This window comes from Pseudomonas sp. GW821-FHT09E12, assembly GCF_059416085.1.
Map to the genome: position 1 here is coordinate 32,486 of NZ_JBWKOM010000010.1, position 18,167 is coordinate 50,652.

The 18,167-nt window shown below is 64.6% G+C and carries 6 protein-coding genes and 1 pseudogene; all 7 read right to left on the reverse strand.

What is annotated here, in order from left to right:
* Window positions 1-109 precede the first annotated feature (109 nt).
* Window positions 110-484 (reverse strand): DUF6124 family protein, encoded by a 375-nt coding sequence (locus tag AC07PQ_RS25725; protein WP_493186440.1) that lies wholly within the window; start codon window positions 482-484, stop codon window positions 110-112.
* A 518-nt stretch (window positions 485-1,002) separates the two neighbouring features.
* A complete protein-coding gene (locus AC07PQ_RS25730; protein ID WP_493186439.1) occupies window positions 1,003-2,055 on the reverse strand; it encodes a hypothetical protein in 1,053 nt (350 codons plus the stop codon).
* A gap of 218 nt (window positions 2,056-2,273) precedes the next feature.
* Window positions 2,274-3,092, reverse strand: coding sequence for an alpha/beta fold hydrolase (locus AC07PQ_RS25735; RefSeq protein ID WP_493186438.1), 819 nt, complete (start codon window positions 3,090-3,092; stop codon window positions 2,274-2,276).
* 279 nt (window positions 3,093-3,371) lie between these two features.
* Window positions 3,372-3,836, reverse strand: a complete 465-nt coding sequence (locus AC07PQ_RS25740; RefSeq protein WP_081502420.1) for a hypothetical protein — start codon at window positions 3,834-3,836, stop codon at window positions 3,372-3,374.
* Window positions 3,837-3,898: 62 nt separating this feature from the next.
* Window positions 3,899-4,117: a hypothetical protein gene (locus AC07PQ_RS25745; RefSeq protein WP_007922888.1), complete on the reverse strand. Its 219-nt coding sequence runs from the start codon at window positions 4,115-4,117 to the stop codon at window positions 3,899-3,901.
* A 289-nt stretch (window positions 4,118-4,406) separates the two neighbouring features.
* Window positions 4,407-4,649, reverse strand: a pseudogene (locus AC07PQ_RS25750) (hypothetical protein); the annotation flags it as partial.
* A 111-nt stretch (window positions 4,650-4,760) separates the two neighbouring features.
* Entirely contained in the window at window positions 4,761-17,816 is a 13,056-nt protein-coding gene (locus AC07PQ_RS25755) for a non-ribosomal peptide synthetase (RefSeq protein WP_493186437.1), read from the reverse strand.
* Between the last annotated feature and the right edge of the window lie 351 nt (window positions 17,817-18,167).

An 18,167-nucleotide genomic window follows, 5' to 3' on the forward strand; every position in this document is an offset into this window, starting at 1 on the left:
GACGCTGACCTGAGCGCTCGCCCCCACGGATACCTGATTGTGAAACGACCATCAGGCCCCCGTGGGGGCGAGCCCGCTCACGATGCGCGCTTCAAAAAACAGTATCGGTTCAACGGGCACCGCGCCCATCCAGCAACGCATCCACCACCGCCCTGGCCATTTCCACGGAATGGACCATCGACCAGATCAGCCCACGCTCCAGGCCACTGCCGCGTTCGGTGATTTCATCGCTGACTTCTTCAGCGCATTTGAGCAAGAGCGAGACATGCACCAGGGCTTCTTCGGCGCTGATGCCTTCGCGCACGTGGAACAAGGAATCCTGGGTGACGCGTACCGACGAAGTGGCAGGCAGAGATGCAAACGGCACAGCCTCGACAGACTGCTCGGCCAAGGACTGGCGCAGGGTCTGATTGGCCCGTTTCAGTTCGGGAAAACGGTAGGTGCTGGGGGAATCGCTGGGTGGATCGGGAACTAGCTTTTTCATGGTTGAGTTCCTTGCAGAGAAAAGGAACTGACACCGTTCGCTTGCACACGAATTAAGGTGGCAGCCGTACGCAGGTGTGCAAGACCGAGTCTGCAAGAACACCCGGCAGATCCGAAGATCTCCCGCGCACGGCCGCCATAACACCGCGGACATGAAAACGCTCAATCAACTCTGAGCGTTTATGCGTCTTTGCAGAATTCGGACTTGCACATCCGAGTCATCGATTTGGCGATGACCCAGGCAGCCTAGCCCCGCATACAGGCGCACTCAAGCGCGCAGAAGTTTCTAGGAAATACCTTACAAAAGAAAGCGAATCAGCCCCCTGTAGCCGCTGCCGAGCCTGCGAGGCTGCGATCGGGCTGGGCGGCATTCCGACGAAGCGGCCGCAAACCAGGCGCCGGTGTTTCGCCTGACACACCACGTTGGCAGGTTTGGCGCCTGCTGCGCAGTCGATCGCAGCCTCGCGGAGCTCGGCAGCGGCTACAGGGGCGTCAACATTCGGCATTTGTGCGTAAGGCTCAGGCGAACTCGTCCGGCGCTTCGCGGGCGAGGATGTTTTCCAGCTCGCCGGTGTCTGCCCGTTCGTTGAGGACAGCGCTGACCTGATCGACCCAGACCTTTTCCGAGGCAATCCCGGCCCACGACTGGCTGCCGAAGCCGTGATACGGCCGGTCATCGAAGGTGCTGATCAGCAGTTGGTTGAAGCGCACCGTTTCCAGGTTCTTGCGCTGGATCTGCATCTGCAGAGCCCCCAGCACCTTCTGCTGCTCTTGCGGGTTCGGGCGATAGCTGAAGAGCCGCGGCGAGCTGAGCACCAGGAACTCCGGTGGAAGGTTTTCATCGATGGCCGCCTGCAAGCGGTAATGGCCATCGAGAATCAGGTGGCAGCTCAGGCCGCTGACGTACCACAGCAGGATGGGCGGCAAGCTGCCCTCGCGGGCTTTCTTGCGCCACCATTTGAGGCGCCCGGAATGCGGGTCCACTGCATGCAGGCCGACCACCGCGCCGCCACTCTCGCCCAACTCGACCCAGCGCGCCGCACCGGGTTGCCGGTTGTCGAGGATGTTACGGCCGTAGATCGCCCACTGCGGCATATGGCTCAGGGCGTCTTCGCCGCCCTTGAAGTACCAGGCTTCGGTGCCGCTCAGCAACGGCCGCATCGGCTTGAGGGATTCCGGGCGCAGGGCCCGTACCAGCCAGTAGCCGGGGTAGAAAAAGTCCGGTTGGTGCTGCATCAACTGCTGGACGAAAAAGCGGCTCCAGGCCTTGAGGCGCAGGGCCGGGTCGAGGCGTAGCTGTTGCTCCACCTGGGGCGAATCGATGGGGCACACCAGGGTTTGCGGCCATTGCTCCAGCAGGTGATTGCGTACCAGCCACACGCCGTAAAGGCAGCGGGACATGGTGCCCCAGAGCAGCGTCTGGTCACCCAGCACCAGTTGCATGCGGCGGTGGTTGCCACTGAGCAGGCGCAAGTCCGGCTTGCCGCTGGCTGGGCGCTTGACCTCCACCCCGAGGCCGTTCCAGTTGCCGGCCAGATCCTCGATATCACGCCAGTGAATGTGTTCCGTCATCGCCCCTGTCCCTGAATGAAAACGCCCGGCGCAGGTGCTTGGACCTGCGCCGGGCGCGACTATAGCAGAGGGTCGTGTGGTGGCCGTGGGATCGCATCGCGGGCAATCGAGCGTCGACCGGCCGCTCCTACAGAAGAATGCGATCCACCAGGAAAAATACGGTTTCTGTAGGAGCGCAGCTTGCTCGCGATAACGTCAGCCCAAACGCCGCCGAGGCATCAGCAGGAATGCCGCTCAGCCAAAAACTTCAACAACGCCTCGGTGACAAACGCCGGGTTCTCCAGGTTGGAGATATGCCCCGCTTCGGGCACCAGCTGATAAGGGCAACCAATCAGCTCGGCCATTTCCCGGGTTTCCGCAGGTGGGCGCGGTTTGTCCTGGTCGCCGCACAGCAGCAAGGTGGTCTTGGGGTCCAGCTGGTCCAGGCGCGATAGCAGGTCTGCGCGGCTGAAGGTGATGCGGCCCATGGGCACCACGCTTTCGCGCAGGCGTTCGCTGGGCAGTGCCGCGAGGACCGCGCGGAAGTCCTGGTACAGCGCCGACTGCGGGTCGATGCCAGGACGGAAGAAAATCGGTACCACGATGTCCAGCAGCGGCGACGGGATGGTCCCCGCCTCTTCGATCTGCTTGAACAACGAGAAGTAGTACTGGCGGGTCGGCTCGGGCTCGGCCCCGAGGTAGGTGTCCATCAGCACCAGGCCATTGATGCGTTGCGGCGCCGCCAGGGCCAGGCGCGCGCCCCACATGCCGCCCACGGACAGGCCGACCAGGGTGATGCGTTCGATCTCAAGATGATCCAGCAGCGCCAGCACCTGCCGGGCGATGTCATCCAGTGAAGTGGTGCCTTGCGGCAGCGCGCCAGATTGGCCGTGGCCCCACAGGTCCAGGGCGATCACCCGGTACTGCTTCGACAGCGCCTCGATCTGCGGCGCCCACATGTTCAGGTCCCACAGGTAGCTGCCGGCCAGCAGCACCGCCGGGCCGCTGCCCTGGTCCAGGTAGTGAAGGGCTTGTCCATCAATAGTCGCGAAGGGCATCAACTGTCTCCTGTCAGGTGGGCTGCGAAAAAGCCTCGGTAGACTGTGCCAGTGAAGGGTTGCCGTCAATCGGACAAGTCCGAAGGGCCGTGCAGGCCGTAAGACTTTTTCGCGAGCAAGCTCGCGCCTACAAAGGATGATGAAATCCATATAGGCTGCTGAACGCCTGAACGATGTGTATAACTCCCCTCCAGAAGGGGTAAATAGACTCAACGTTCATATCAGAGAGTGCAAGTTGATCAGAGTCCTTTCATCTTCAACGATGACTCACACTTTGAGCTATATCGGGGTTGCCGCAATAATGATCATCTCGTCCTGGGAAAAACTGTTGGTTACAACTTGCGGACAGCGGAAACAGGCATCGGGGCCCTGTTCATTCCACCAGCGACAGGAGGCTCTTATCGAGCAACGGGGAAGTTTGTCTGTGACCGTTTTTAATTTCTCTACGGTGCGCGATACAAGCTGGCAGCCTCCTTCCTTGTAGTGCTGGCATCGCATTTCCGCACAGGGTGCGGAAATGCGAAATACCTCTGCCGGACTGACAGGGACTGTTGATTCAGCCAGCTCTTTCGTCATGGGTATTGCTTGTGAAAGGTAAGCTACTTCAGGAGCTGCCACCGTGCCATTCACCACCCCGAATATTTTCGCTCCTTCCCATTCCGGCTGAGCACTTGGGCACAGAAGCGCCTTATTTCGACCGTTCTCAATCAATCGGCGGGATTTTTCCAACGATTTGGGTGGCATTTTATTCCCTCCACCAGCATTCCTTCTGTCCCTATTGGCTTGACGAAAAAATGCCGAAAAACCTAGACCTTGCCAATATTGGCAACTTCCTTGAGTTCGCCTACCGCGCTTTGGGGGAGCACTTGAATGTTGAAGTCAATCCTTCCACCATAAATAAGGATTTTATCGCGCAACGCTTCTCCACGAGTATCAAGCGCTCTTTGCAAACCGGTAGCGATTGCAGTGCTTATATCGGCAACAGACAAATTCGCTGTGACGCGGTCAAACTTTTCATTGGACATTTTAATTCTCCAAAACATAGCCGTTGAAATAACTGGAGGCGTGCAAGCAGAACATCAATGGCGTTTTGGTGTCTTGGGGGCTTGGTAATGGCTCGCTTCAAACAGCTCCATGTCCATAAAAACTCCAAAATAACGATCTGCCATTATTGCTGGCGCGGCAATGACTTTGATAGTCAACCCACTGTAAGAGCATAGCCACTAAAGTTAGCGTCAAAAGTCAAATTTGGAAGATGGATTAACTCGAATCACTATAAGTGAAAGACTGAATCGCCCTGATCGCGGAGATACTTCAAAATTTCATTGCGAGCCCCATGAGCAGTTCTGCGAAGGACTCTAATCTCGCACGGTGAGGGATGAATAATTCGACCCGAAGGGCCGAGTTTTTTAGAACAGCGACATCTGCCGCGTCGATGTTGTCGGCGCATTCGAAGCGCGAGCGGTAGCCGGTTTCAAAGATGGGCAGCGGATAGCCGTGGAGGTGACGGTAGCACTCGGGCCAGCCGGGAGTGAGCAGGGCCTCGATGGTAAGGCCCTGCCAGGTTAAGGTTCAGAGTTGGGCGCCATCATGGCGCCCGATTGGGGTGTCCAGGATTATCAGGCCAGTTCAGCTTGCCCACGATAGGGCCAGCACTGGCAACGCTGATTACAACCCCTCCAGCTCCGCCATCAGGTCGCTCAGGCGATCGACCTTCTCCTCGCTGATTTCACTGCTCGCCAGGCCGTCGATGTACTGCGCCAGCTCCTCCACCGTGCTGCACTCGAACATCGCCCGCAGCGGCACGTTGCGTTGCAGGGTTTTCTGCACCCGCGAGGCGATCTGCGTGGCCAGCAGCGAATGCCCGCCCAGCTCGAAGAAGTTGTCCTGGACCCCGACCCGCTCGACCTTGAGCACCTCGGCCCAGATAGCGGCCAGGGTCTGCTCCAGTTCGCTGCGCGGTGCCAGGTAGTCCTGGCTGTGCAGTTGGCCGATCTCCAGGGCCGGCAGGGCCTTGCGGTCGAGCTTGCCGTTGGCGTTGAGCGGCAGGCGCTCCAGCCACAGCCAGTGCAGCGGCACCATGTATTCCGGCAGCTCGACGCGCAGGCGTTGCTTGATGCGCTCCAGGCGTTCCGTCGGGTTCAGGGCCGAGTCGCTGGCTACCAAATACCCCACCAAATGCTTGCCGTTGACGCCTTCCTGCACGCCGACCGCCGCGTCGCGGACTTCCGGCTGTTCGTGCAGGCGGGCTTCGATTTCCCCCAGCTCGATGCGGTAGCCACGGATCTTCACTTGATGGTCGATGCGCCCGACGTACTCCAGCACGCCATCGGCGCGGCGCCGGGCCAGGTCGCCGGTGCGGTACAGGCGTTCGCCCGGGGCACCGAACGGATGCGGCACGAACACCTGCGCGGTGCGCAGCGGATCGCTGACATAACCACGGCCGACCCCGGTACCGGCGACGCACAGCTCGCCCACCGCGCCCAGTGGCACCAGGTCCAGCGCGCCATCCATCAGGTACAGGCGGTTGTTGTCGGTCGGCGTACCGATCGGCAGGTAGCTGCCACGGGTCGAGGCCATGTCGACGCGGTAGAAGGCCACGTCATCCGAACACTCGGCCGGACCGTAGGCGTTGACCAGGCCGATCTGCGGGTAACGCAGCAACCATTGGTGCGCCAGCTCCGGCGGCATCGCCTCGCCGGTCGGCAGCATCCAGCGCAGGCCATCGAGGTCGATGGACTCCTGGGCGAGCATGCCCTGGATCAGCGACGGCACGCTTTCCAGCACGCTGATGCCCTGCACCTGCACATGGGCCAGCAAACCTTGCGGGTCATGGGCGATGGCGTTCGGCACGATGTCCACCCGCGCGCCGAACAGCGGCGCGGCGAGGAACTGCCAGACCGAAATGTCGAAGCTCTGCGACGCGGTCTGGGCGATCACATCGGCCTCGCTCAATTGCAGGTATGGCACCTTGCTCAGCTGGTTGTTGAGCATGCCGCGCTGCTCGACCATCACGCCCTTGGGCAGGCCGGTGGAACCCGAGGTGTAGATCACATAGGCCAGGTTGTCCGGGCCGCTGTAGATCTCCGGGTTGTCCTGCGAATGATCGGCCGCTTGCACCTCCTCCCACACCAGCAAACGTGGTCGGTTGGCGCAGGCGAACTCGTCGAGCAAGGCTTGCGCCTGTGTCTGGCAGGCTGCGGTGCACACCAGCAACGGCGTGCGGCTCAGCTCGATGATCCGCCCCAGGCGCTGGCCCGGCAGGCCCGGGTCCAGCGGCAGGTAGCCGGCGCCGGCCTTGAAGCTGCCGATGATCATGCCCAGCAGGTCCAGGCTGCGCTCGGCCAGCAGGGCCACCGGCTGGTCCAGGCCCACGCCGTTGGCGATCAGGGCGTGGCCCAGGCGGTTACTGCGCTGGTTCAGTTCGGCATAGCTGTATTGCAAGTCCTGGCAACTGGCGGCGATGCGTTGCGGATGCGCCACCACCTGGGCCTCGAACAGTTCGACGTAGCTGCGCTGCAGCGGGTACTCATGCTCGCTCTGGTTGCAGCCGGCGAGCAGGAAGTCCTGCTCTGCTGCGCCCAGCAGCGGCAGCTCGGCCATGTCGCCATGGAAGCCCTGCACCAGCGCCAGCAGCAGGCGCTTGAACTCGCCGAGCAGGCGCTCGATGGTCGCTTGCTCGAAGTAGCGCTGGTCGTAGGACAGGTGCAGCCCCAGGTCATCCCCCGGGTAGCACACCGCGGTCAGCGGGAAGTTGGTGTGGGTGCGGCCGGAATCCGAGGTGGCGTTCAGGCTTTGCGCGCGGTCCAGCACCGAGACTTCCACCGGTGCGTTCTCGAACACGAACAGGCTGTCGAACAGCGGCTGGCCCTTGGGCAGTTCGCTGTTTTCCTGGATCGCCACCAGCGGCAGGTATTCGTACTCGCGCAGCTCCATGTTGCGTTCCAGCAGGCTGCTGAGCCATTGACGCACGCTCAGGCGCTGGCCGTCCTCCGGCAGTTGCACCCGCAGCGCGATGCTGTTGATGAACAGGCCGACGGTGCGCTGCATCTCGGGCATTTCCACCGGACGCCCGGCCACGGTGACGCCGAACAGCACATCACGCTCGCCGCTCAGGCGCCGCAGGACCAGGGCCCAGGCCGCCTGGGCGAAGGTGTTGACGGTCAGCTGATGCTGCTGCGCCAACTCACGCAGTTGCGCGCCGTCGCGGGCATCGAGCCGGGTGTAGCAATCACCGACGATCATGCCGCCGCTGTCGCCGGCGTGTTCGCGCAGGAACGGCCGGTCGCTTGGAATCGGCGTGGTGCGCTCGAAGCCTTGCAGGTTGTTTTTCCACCACTGGCGCGCCTCGGCCAGGCTCTGGCGTTGCAGCCAGCCGATGTAGTCGCGGTAGCGGGGCGGCACGCTCAACTGGGCTTCGCGACCTTCGCCCAGGGCGGTGTAGATCTCGAAGAAGTCGTTCATCAACAGCGAACGGCACCAGGCATCGATCAGGATGTGGTGGTTGCTCATCATGAACCAGTAGCGCGCGGCCCCCACGCGGATCAGCCGCAGGTGGAACGGTGCCTGGCTGAGCAGATCGAAACCGGCCTCGCGTTCGCTTTTCAGCAACGCCTGCAGCTTCGGTTCCTGCTCGTCTTGCGCGACAGCGCTCCAGTCCAGGAACTCGATCGGCGTGCTGCCCGGCTTGTGGATAACCTGCAGCATGTCTTCGCCGACGTTCCAGCAGAAGGACGCGCGCAGGGCTTCGTGACGGGCCACCACCGCCTGCCAGGCCTGGGCGAAACGCGCCGGGTCCAGCTCGCTGTTGATGCGGTAGCGGTCCTGCATGTAGTACAGGCCGGTGCCCGGCTCCAGCAGGGTGTGCAGCAGCATGCCCTCCTGCATCGGGGTCAGCGGGTAGACGTCCTCGATGGCACTGGCCGGCACCGGCAGCGCGTCCAGTTGCGCCTGGGTCAGGTGCGCCAGGGGGAAGTCCGACGGCGTCAGGCCGCCGGCATCGTCCTCCAGGCAATGGACGATCAGGCTGTGCAGTTCGCCGAGGTAGGCCTGGGCCAGCGCGTCGATGCTCTGCACATCAAAACGCTCGCCGCTGAAGGTCCAGCGCAGCACCAACTCGCCGGCGTAGACCTGGCTGTCGACGCTCAGCTCGTTGGGCAGCGGCGCTTCCGGCGAATGGGCGGCGCCCGCCGGCTCGTCCAGCGGACGGAACAGCGCGTCGCTGGCAAAGCTCTGGTCGAACTGGCCCAGGTAGTTGAAGGTGATCGGCGCCTGCGGCAAGGCCGCCATGCGTTGCTGGATCGCCCCGTCGGCCAGGTAGCGCAGCACGCCATAACCCAGGCCTTTATGCGGCACCGCGCGCAGCTGTTCCTTGATCGCCTTGATCGAGGCGCCCTGCCCGGCCGCCGCTTCGATGGCCAGCGGGGTCAGGCGCAGCGGGTAAGCGCTGGTGAACCAGCCGACCGTGCGAGTCAGGTCGATCTCGTCGAACAGGGTTTCGCGGCCATGGCCTTCCAGTTGGATCAGCGCCGACGCTTCGCCGGTCCAGCGGCACAGCACGCGGGCCAGGGCCGTCAGCAGCAGGTCGTTGACCTGGGTGCGGTAGGCGCTCGGCGCCTGTTGCAGCAGCTGCCGGGTGCGCTCGGCATCCAGTTTCACGCTGACGGTCTGCGCATGTTTGCTCTGCCGCCCGCCCTGGGCGTGCTGTACCGGCAGCGTCGCCGCCGGGCCAGCCAATTGGTCCTGCCACCAGCTCAACTCTTCGCGCAGCGACTCGCTGCCGGCATAGGCCTGCAGGCGTGACGCCCAATCGCGCAAGGCGCTGGTTTTCGCCGGCAGGCGCGGCGTCTGCTGAGCTTCAAGCTGACGGTAGAGGTTTTGCAGATCCTCCAGCAGCACCCGCCAGGACACGCCGTCGACCACCAGGTGGTGGATGGCGATAAACAGGCGTTGCTGCGCATCCGGACCGTCCACCAACAGCGCGCGCAACAGCGGTCCGTTGGCCAGGTCGAGGCTACGCTGCGCCTCGGCGAACAGCGCCGGGCATTGCTCCATGGAAGCCACGCGCAGCTGCATCAGCAGTGGCGCCTCGGACAGCGGCTGGTGCTCGGCCCGCCATTGGCCGTCGACCTGGGTGAAGCGCAGGCGCAGGGCGTCATGCTGGGCCAGCACCGCGTGCAGCGCTGGCTCCAACAGCTGCCCATCGAGCACCTGGGTCGGCGCCAGCAGCAGGGCCTGGTTCCAGTGCTGACGCTCGGGGATCGCGCTGTCGAAGAACCAGTGCTGGATCGGTGTCAGGTGCGACTCGCCGCTGAGCAAGCCTTGCTCGGCGACGATCCGCTCGCTGCGGCTGGCCACCGCGGCCAGGGCCTGCACGGTCTGATGCTGGAACAGGTCCCGCGGGCTGAAATGAATGCCCAGCTGACGGGCGCGGCTGACCACCTGGATCGACAGGATCGAGTCGCCGCCCAGTTCGAAGAAGTTGTCGTGCAGGCCGACCTGCCGCAGGTTCAGCACGTCGCACCAGACCTGGGCCAGGGTCTGCTCCAGCTCGTTGCTCGGCGCCACGTACTGCTGGCGGTTGAGTTCCAGGTCCGGGGCCGGCAAGGCGCGGCGGTCGAGCTTGCCGTTGGCGGTCAGCGGCATGCTCGCCAGCAGGACCAGGTGGGTGGGCACCATGTAATCCGGCAGGTGGATTTTCAGCTGGGCCTTGATCGCTTCGCGCAGGGCCGCCTGTTGCTCGTCACTCTGTTCGGCGACATCGGTCACCCCATCCACGACCAAATACCCGGCCAGCTGTTTGCCGCCCGGCATGTCCAGGGCCAGCACCACCGCTTCGCGCACCGCCTCATGTTCCAGCAGGCGGTTTTCGATTTCCCCCAGCTCGATACGGAAGCCACGAATCTTCACCTGATGGTCGACCCGGCCGATGTATTCCACCTGGCCATCGGCGCACTGGCGCACCAGGTCGCCGGTGCGATACAGGCGCCCGCCAGTGGTGCTGAACGGGTCGGCCACGAAACGCTCGGCGCTCATGCCCGGACGCTGGTGGTAACCCTGGGCCAGGCCGGCCCCGCCGACATACAGCTCACCGGTGGCGCCTTGCGGCAGCAGGGCCAGATCGGCGTCGAGAATGTAGGCCACGCGCTCACCGATCACGGTGCCGATCGGTACGCTGCCAGCGCCCTCTTCCAGTTGTTCCGGCGCCAGGCTGGCCAGCGGCATGACCACGGTTTCGGTCGGGCCGTAGGCGTTGAAGAACAGGCTCGGTTTGAACGCCGCGCGGATGCGGCTCAGGTGTTCGCCGGTCAGCGCCTCGCCGCCGGTGATGCACATGCGCACCGGCAGGGTCTGGTCCTGGGTCGCCAGCCACTGCGCCAGCTGGCTGCCGTAGCTCGGGGTAAAGCCGAGGATGTTGATGCGGTGCTCACGGATCAGCTGGCAGATCTCTTGCGCATCCCACTGCCCCTGCGCCCGCAGCACCACCTGGGCGCCGCTGAGCAACGGCACCAGCAGACGCTCGGTGGCGGCGTCGAAGTTGATGGAATAGAAGTGCAGCTCGCAGTCGTCCGGCCGCATGCCGAAGCGCTCGATCACCGCGCGGCAATGCATGGCGATCTCGCCATGGGACACCACCACGCCCTTGGGCTTGCCGGTGGAGCCCGAGGTGTAGATCAGGTACGCCTGGTGCTGCGGCAGGCTGATAAAGGGCAGCTCGCTGGCCGGGTAGTTGGCCAGTTGCGCGCCGTCCTCTTCCAGGCACCAGCGCGCCACGCTGGCTGGCAACTCACCCAAAGCCTGGAACATCGCCGCGTCGCTGAGCAGCAGGCCGATACCACTGTCTTCAATCATGTAGTGCAGGCGGTCCAGCGGGTATTCCGGGTCCAGCGGCACATAGGCGCCGCCGGCCTTGAGAATCGCCAACAGGCCGACGACCATTTCCAGCGAGCGCTCCAGGGCCAGGCCGACCCGCACCTGCGGGCCGACGCCACGCTCACGGAGCATCCAGGCCAGGCGGTTGGCGCGGCTGTCGAGCTCGGCGTAGCTCAGGGTCTGCCCGGCGAATGTCAGGGCCGGCGCGTCCGGGCGCAGCAGCGCCTGTTCGCTGAACAGGTGGTGGATGCACTGGTCCAGGCGGTGTTCGCCGGGCTCGACGCCCAGGCTGTCCAGCAGTTGCTGTTGTTCGACGCGGTCGAGCAGCGGCAACTCGCTCAGGCGCTGCTCGGGGCTCTCTATCAAGGCCGCGATCAAGGCCTCCAGCAGGTTGCGCCAGTGCGCCGCCATGCGCGCGATGCGCGGCTCGTCGAACAGGTCGGTGCTGTAGGTCAGGCAGCAACCCAGGCGATGATCGAGGTCGGTGACTTCCAGGTTGAGGTCGAACTTGGTGGCCCGCGCATCGTTGGCCAGGTACTCGACCGTCATGCCGGCCAGGCTGCGGCTCTGCTGGAACTCCCAGCGCTGGACGTTGCACATCACCTGGAACAGCGGGTTGTAGGCGGCGCTGCGCGGCGGTTGCAGGGCTTCCACCAGATGGTCGAACGGCAGGTCCTGATGGGACTGGCCTTCGATCACGGTGTGCCGCACCTGCTCGAACAGATCAAAGACGCTCATCTGCCCGTCGAGCTGGCAACGCAGTACCTGGGTGTTGAGGAAGGCGCCGATCAGCCCTTCGCTTTCCGGACGGATGCGGTTGGCCACCGGCGCGCCGATGCGCAGGTCGGTCTGGCCGCTATAGCGATAGAGCAGCACGGCCAAGGTCGCGGTCATGGTCATGAACAGGGTCAGGCCATGTTCGGCGTTGAAGCGCCGCACCCGTGCCGCCAGCTCGTCGCTGAGGTCGAAGCGGTACAACTCGCCCTGGTGGCTCTGCACCGGCGGCCGCGGACGGTCGCCCGGCAGTTCCAGCAGCGGATGTTCGTTGCCCAGTTGCACAGTCCAGTAATCCAGCTGGCGCTGACGCTCGCCGGACTCCAGCCACTGGCGCTGCCAGACGCTGTAATCCAGGTACTGCACCGGCAGCGGTTCCAGCGGCGAGTCGCGGTCGTCGATAAAGGCTTCGTACAACGCGCTCAGCTCACGGGCGAAGATGTCCATCGCCCAGCCTTCAGTAACGATGTGGTGCAGGGTCAGCACGAAGTAGTGCTCATGCTCCGCCGCCTTGACCAGGCAGGCGCGCAGCAGCGGACCGGTTTCCAGGTCGAACGGCCGGTGCGCCTCGCCGTCGGCCAGCTGTTGCAGGCGTTGCTCGCGGGCCGTTGCATCCAGCATGGAGAAATCCTTCCAGCCCATGCGCACGCCGGTTTCCCCATGCACCCGTTGTTGGGCCACGCCGTCGACGCTAGGGAACGTGGTGCGCAGGGTTTCGTGACGCAGGATCAGCGCCTGCAGCGCCGCCTCGAAACGCCCGACATCCAGCACGCCCTTGAAACGCGCCATGCCGCCCACGTTGTAGGCCGGGCTGTCCGGCTCCATCTGCCAGAGGAACCACATGCGCTGCTGGGAATAAGACAACGGCACAGGCTGGCTGCGATCGACCTTGGCGATCGGCGGCTGCTGGTTGCGCTTGCCGGTTTCCTGGATCAGCCGCACCTGCTCGGCGAAGTCGCCCAGCTCGCTGGCTTCGAACAAGGCCCGCAGCGGCAACTCGACGTCGCAGGCCTGGCGGGTCCGGGAAATGATCTGCGTGGCCAGCAGCGAGTGGCCGCCCAGGGCAAAGAAATCATCGCGCAAGCCGATGCGCTGCTGCCCCAGCACCTCGCGCCAGATCGCCGCGATCTGCTGTTGCAACTCAGTGACGGGTGCAACGTGTTCACGCACCTGCCATTGCGGTTCCGGCAAGGCGCGGCGGTCGAGCTTGCCGCTCGGGCTCAGGGGCATGGCCGAAAGAAGCATCAGTTGCGCCGGCACCATGTACTCCGGCAGCTCACTGGCCAGGGCGGTTTTCAGGCGCTCGATCTGCGCACCCTCCTCTTCCCCATCCGCGTTGGCGGTGTAATAACCAATCAGTTGCGCACCGGCCGCGGTCTCGCGCACCAGGACCGCCGCCTGGGCCACGCCCTCCTGGGCCAGCAGGCGCGCTTCGATTTCCTGGGGTTCGACCCGAAAGCCGCGCAGCTTGACCTGCTGATCGAGACGCCCGAGGTATTCCAGCGCACCATCGGCCGCCCAGCGCACCCGGTCGCCGGTGCGGTACAGGCGCGCGCCCTCGCTGCTCAGCGGATCAACGACAAAACGTTCGGCGCTCAGCCCCGGACGCCCGAGGTAACCACGGGCCAGGCCGATCCCGGCAATGCACAGCTCGCCCGGCACGCCGGTCGGTACCGGGTTGAGGTCAGCGTCCAGCACCCGGCAGATCACGTTGCCCAGCGGACGGCCGATGGGCGAACGCTGGCCATCGACACTACGGCAACGCCAGTGGGTAACGTTGATCGCGGTTTCGGTCGGGCCGTAACGGTTATGCAGTTGAGCGTTCGGCAGCTGCTCCAGCACCCGGTCGCGCAATTCGGCCGGCAAGGCTTCGCCACCGGAGAACACCCGGCGCAGGCTGCTGCATCCGGCGCTCAGCGGCTCCTCGACGAACAGCTGCAACAGCGGCGGTACGAAGTGCAGCGTGGTCACGCCGTATTGCTGCACCAACTGGGCGATGCGATGCGGGTCGCGGTGTTCGCCCGGCGCGGCCAGCAGCAGGCGGCAGCCGGTGATCAGCGGCCAGAAGCACTCCCACACCGACACGTCGAAGCTGATCGGCGCCTTTTGCATCAGCACATCGCTGGCGTCCAGGCGGTAGCTGTTCTGCATCCACTGCAAGCGTTCGCTCAGGGCCGCGTGGGTGTTGCCCACGCCCTTGGGCTGGCCGGTGGAGCCGGAGGTGTAGATCACATAGGCCAGGTTGTCGCCGTGCAGGTGCAGGCCCGGCGCATGGCTCGGCCAGCCGTCGAGCTTGAGGCTGTCCATGGCGATGGCGCTGACGCCCTCGGCCTGGGGCAGGCGCTCAAGCAGGTGGGTCTGGGTCAGCAGCAGCTCGACGTCACTGTCGGCCAGCATGTAGGCCAGGCGCTCGGTCGGGTAGTCCGGGTCCAGCGGCACATAGGCGCCGCCGGCCTTGACGATCGCCAGCAGGCCGATCAACAGCTGCGGCGAGCGCTCGGCAGCGATGGCCACGCAGACATCCGGGCCGACCCCTTTGTCGCGCAGGTAATGGGCCAGGCGGTTGGCCTGGGCATGCAGCTCGGCAAAGCTCAGCTCGCCGCCCTGCCACACCAGTGCGGTGCGTTCCGGGGTCTGCTGCAGTTGTGCCTCGAGCAGCTCGGGCAGCCATTGGCTGGCCGCCGCGCACGGGGCTTCGCTCCACTGTTGCTGCTGCGCCTGCTCGCAGGGGTTGAGCAACGGCAGGTCGGCGATGGCGGTTTGCGGACGCGCGCAGGCTTCGCGCAGCAGGCTGACGAAATGCTCGGCCAGGCGCTCGACGGTCGCGGCCTCGAACAGTTCGCTGGCGTAGTCGAACGACAGGCTCAGGCGGCCGTTGCGGTCTTCTTCACTGTGCAGTTGCAGGTCGAACTTGGCCTCGCGGCTGTGCCACGGCAACTCCTCGGCCAGCAGCCCGGGCAGCCGTCGCAGGGCGCTGAGGTCGCGCTGCTGGTGGTTGAACATGACCTGGAACAGACCCTGTTCGCGGGCCTGGGGAAAGGCTTCGAGCAGTTGCTCGAACGGCAGGTCCTGATGGGCCTGGGCCTGCAGCGCGGCCTGGCGGGTCTGCGCCAACAGATCAACGAACGGCAGGCGCCCGTCCACCTCGGCGCGCAGCACCAGGGTGTTGATGAAGAAACCGATCAGGCCCTGGGTTTCCAGGCGCGGACGGTTGGCGTTGGGCACGCCGATGCGGATGTCGCGCTGGCCGCTGTAACGATGCAGCAGGCTCTGGAACGCCGTGAGCAATAGCATGAAAGGTGTGGATTCATGGGCCTGGGCGGTCTGGCGAATGGCTTCGCTCAGGCTCGCGCCCAGGCGCAGGCTGTGCCGCGCGGCGCTGTGTTGCCGTTGCGCCGAACGCGGGTGATCGGTGGCCAGGCTCAGGCTCGGGTGCTCGTCGCCCAACTGCTGTTTCCAGTAGGCCAGTTGCCGTTCGCCTTCGCCCTGGGCCAGCCACTGGCGCTGCCAGCTGCCGTAGTCGGCGTACTGCAACGGCAGCGGCGCCAGGCTCGCCGCCTGACCTTGCACGGCGGCGGCATACAGGCGCGAGAACTCGTCGATCAGCACATTCAGCGACCAGCCGTCGGCGATGATGTGGTGCAGGGTCACCAGCAGTTGGTGTTCCTCGTCGTCGAGGCGCACCAGGGTCACCCGGAGCAGCGGGCCTTGTTCCAGGTCGAACCGGGTACGGGCCTCATCCTCACGGATCTGTTGCGCCTGCGCTTCGCGCTCGGCCGCCGGCAGGTCGCTGAGGTCGATCACCTGCAGGTTGAATTCGCTGGCCGGCAGGACCTGTTGCAACGCCTGGCCGTCGCGCTCGAAAAAGCGCGTGCGCAGGGATTCGTGGCGTTCGATCAGTTGCTGGAAGCTGGCGCGCAGGGCGTCTTCGTCCAGCTCGCCACGCAGGCGCAGGCCACCGGGAATGTTGTAGGCGCTGCTGTGCGGGTCGAGCTGCCAAGTGATCCACAGGCGGTTCTGCGCCAGGGACTGGGGCAGCGCCTCGGTGCGCGACAAGGCGTTGATCGCGCCCTGGGCCAGGCCGCCATCCTGTTGCAACTGGGCGACCTGTGCAGCGAACGCGCCGAGGGTCGGCGCCTCGAACAGCAGGCGCAGGTTCAGCTCCAGGCCGAGTGCTTCACGCAGACGCGCGACGACCTGGGTCGCGGCGATGGAGTTGCCGCCCAGCAGGAAGAAGTGATCGTCGCTCGCTACTTGCTCGACTTGCAGCTGTTCGCGCCAGATACGGCCGATCAGCTCTTGCAGTTCGCGGGGCGCTTCGCCACTGGCCTCGCCGACCGCCGCCTGGCGATCGGGGAGCTTGTTATCGGAGAACTGGGCGTAACTGTCGAGGCTGCCATCGGCCAGGCGGTTGCGGCAGGCCGAACGTTGCAACTTGCCGCTGGACGTCTTGGGCAAGGCGCCGGGATTGAGCAGGACCACCACGCTCGGCGCTTGCTGATAGGCCTCGGCCACGGTCTGGCGAATCAGCTTGATCAGCGCGTCCGGCGTGAGGATCTTCTGCACGCTGCGGCTGATTTCCGCGGCGATGCCGATGCCTTCCTGGCCCTGCTCGGTGACGGCGAACGCCGCGACCCGGCCCTTGCGCACCACCTCGACCTCACGCTCGATGGTCTGCTCGATGTCCTGTGGATAAAGGTTGTGCCCACGCACGATCAGCATGTCTTTCAAGCGGCCGGTAATGAACAGCTCGCCATCGCGCATGAAACCCAGATCGCCGGTGCGCAGCCAGGTCCGGCCGGCATGCTCGACGAAGGTCTTGGCCGTGGCCTCGGGGTTGCGCCAGTAACCATGGGCGATGCTCGGGCCGGCAGCCCAGACTTCACCGACCCGGTTCTCTTCCAGCTCGGCCAGGGTATTGGGCTCGACGATCAGCACCGCGTGCTCGGGCTGGCTGGTGCCGCAGCTCATCATGGCGTTGCCGGTGCCCGGCTCGGCGCGGTTCTGCGCCAGGGCCTGCTCGTCCAGGCGCAGGGCCGGGATGCCCTGGCCACGGGTGCCGCCGGCGACAAACAGGGTGGCTTCGGCCAGGCCATAGGAGGCGAAGAAATGATTCGAGGTGAAACCGCAGGCGGTGAACTTCTCGGCGAAGCGTTCCAGGGTGTCCAGGCGGATCGGCTCGGACCCGGAATAGGCCACGCGCCAGCGGCTGAGGTCCAGGCGTTCCAGGGCCGACTCGCTGACCCGCTCGCTGCACAGGCGGTAGGCGAAGTCCGGGCCACCGCTGATGGTGCCGCCGTATTCGCTGATCGCCTCCAGCCAGCGCAACGGTCGGCCGAGGAAATACGCCGGCGACATCAATACGCAGGGCACGCCGCTGAAGATCGGTTGCAGCAGGCCGCCGATCAGGCCCATGTCGTGGTACAGCGGCAGCCAGCTGACGATCACGTCGTCGGGGTTGAGGTCGATACCGAAGCCGCGGCGGATCAGCAGTTCGTTGGCCACCAGGTTGCCGTGGCTGACTTGCACACCCTTGGGCAAGGCGGTGGAGCCCGAGGTGTACTGCAGGAAGGCGATGTCGTCGGCCCGCAGTTCGGTGGCGCTCCAGCCTTCGGCCAGGCTCGCCGCCAGGGTGTCCACACAAAGCAGTTGCGGCGCGTCGGCACCTTGCAGCTCGTCCATCTGCGCCAGGGAATCGCGCAGCCCGCTGCTGGTCAGCAGCAGCCGCGGCTCGGCGTCGGCGATGATCGAGATCAGTCGCTCCTGGTGATGGCGTCGGCTCGACTCCGGTGGATAGGCCGGCACCGCGATAACCCCGGCATACAGGCAGGCGAAAAACGCCGCGACATAGTCCGGGCCGCTGGGGAACAGCAGCACCGCTCGATCGCCCAGAGCGGCATTGGCCTGCAGCGCGGCGGCGATGGTCCGGGCACGCAGATCCAGGTCGCGATAACTGAGGACCACGCTCTGATCCTGCTCTTCGGCAAGGAAGCGCAAGGCCACTTGATCGGGGGTCTGAGCCGCCCGGCGTTGAAGGGCTTGAGCCAGAGTGCTGGGGAGTTCGAACGCGTCCATCATGGGGTTTCCTGCGCGGATTGTGCTTGCACGTAGAGCCGCGGGAAAAAACCGCGACCGTTACATAAACCTTTGAAAAATAAAGGCCCCTGCCCTCGGAATGGGACATCTGGAGAGCGCTGTGGCGGGATGTTCCACCCGGAACCTTTCTCCAATGAGAACGGATGGCGTCTTGAAATAATTAGTCCGCACTCTGCCCTCGAACCCCTTCACAACGTGCGACAACGAGCCGCAGTTCTCACTCTGCACCAAAGATGCTCATTAATTCTCTTTCTCAATTGACAATCATTATCATTCAACATAATTTGTCGCTCGATGTGTAAGACGAATCTGAAATTTCTGTCGTCCTACTAA

Coding starts and splice junctions, on each gene's coding strand:
- AC07PQ_RS25725 (WP_493186440.1), bottom strand. CDS start 484: ATGAAAAAGCTAGTTCCCGATCCACCCAGCGATTCCCCCAGCACCTAC.
- AC07PQ_RS25730 (WP_493186439.1), bottom strand. CDS start 2,055: ATGACGGAACACATTCACTGGCGTGATATCGAGGATCTGGCCGGCAAC.
- AC07PQ_RS25735 (WP_493186438.1), bottom strand. CDS start 3,092: ATGCCCTTCGCGACTATTGATGGACAAGCCCTTCACTACCTGGACCAG.
- AC07PQ_RS25740 (WP_081502420.1), bottom strand. CDS start 3,836: ATGCCACCCAAATCGTTGGAAAAATCCCGCCGATTGATTGAGAACGGT.
- AC07PQ_RS25745 (WP_007922888.1), bottom strand. CDS start 4,117: ATGTCCAATGAAAAGTTTGACCGCGTCACAGCGAATTTGTCTGTTGCC.
- AC07PQ_RS25755 (WP_493186437.1), bottom strand. CDS start 17,816: ATGATGGACGCGTTCGAACTCCCCAGCACTCTGGCTCAAGCCCTTCAA.